The 926-nt window shown below is 49.8% G+C and carries 1 rRNA gene; it reads right to left on the reverse strand.

The features are described from left to right. Positions 1 to 873, reverse strand: a 23S ribosomal RNA gene (locus ACP7BE_RS23190); the annotation flags it as partial. Between the last annotated feature and the right edge of the window lie 53 nt (positions 874 to 926).

A 926-nucleotide genomic window follows, 5' to 3' on the forward strand; every position in this document is an offset into this window, starting at 1 on the left:
CCCCCTAGCCGAAACAGTGCTCTACCCCCTACAGTGATACATGAGGCGCTACCTAAATAGCTTTCGAGGAGAACCAGCTATCTCCGAGCTTGATTAGCCTTTCACTCCGATCCACAGGTCATCCGCTAACTTTTCAACGGTAGTCGGTTCGGTCCTCCAGTTAGTGTTACCCAACCTTCAACCTGCCCATGGATAGATCGCCCGGTTTCGGGTCTATTCCCAGCGACTAGACGCCCTATTAAGACTCGCTTTCGCTACGCCTCCCCTATTCGGTTAAGCTTGCCACTGAAAATAAGTCGCTGACCCATTATACAAAAGGTACGCAGTCACCCAACAAAGTGGGCTCCCACTGCTTGTACGCATACGGTTTCAGGATCTATTTCACTCCCCTCTCCGGGGTTCTTTTCGCCTTTCCCTCACGGTACTAGTTCACTATCGGTCAGTCAGTAGTATTTAGCCTTGGAGGATGGTCCCCCCATATTCAGACAAAGTTTCTCGTGCTCCGTCCTACTCGATTTCACTGCAAAGATGTTTTCGCGTACAGGGCTATCACCCACTATGGCCGCACTTTCCAGAGCGTTCCGCTAACATCAATACAGCTTAAGGGCTGGTCCCCGTTCGCTCGCCACTACTAAGGGAATCTCGGTTGATTTCTTTTCCTCAGGGTACTTAGATGTTTCAGTTCCCCTGGTTCGCTTCTTAAGCCTATGTATTCAGCTTAAGATACCTAACTTATGTTAGGTGGGTTCCCCCATTCAGACATCTCCGGATCAAAGTCTGTTTGCCGACTCCCCGAAGCTTTTCGCAGGCTACCACGTCTTTCATCGCCTCTGACTGCCAAGGCATCCACCGTATGCGCTTCTTCACTTGACCATATAACCCCAAGCAATCTGGTTATACTATGAAGACGACATTCGCCGAAAATT

Source organism: Pseudomonas sp. TWR1-1-3, assembly GCF_049896805.1.
Lineage (GTDB): Bacteria > Pseudomonadota > Gammaproteobacteria > Pseudomonadales > Pseudomonadaceae > Aquipseudomonas > Aquipseudomonas bubulae.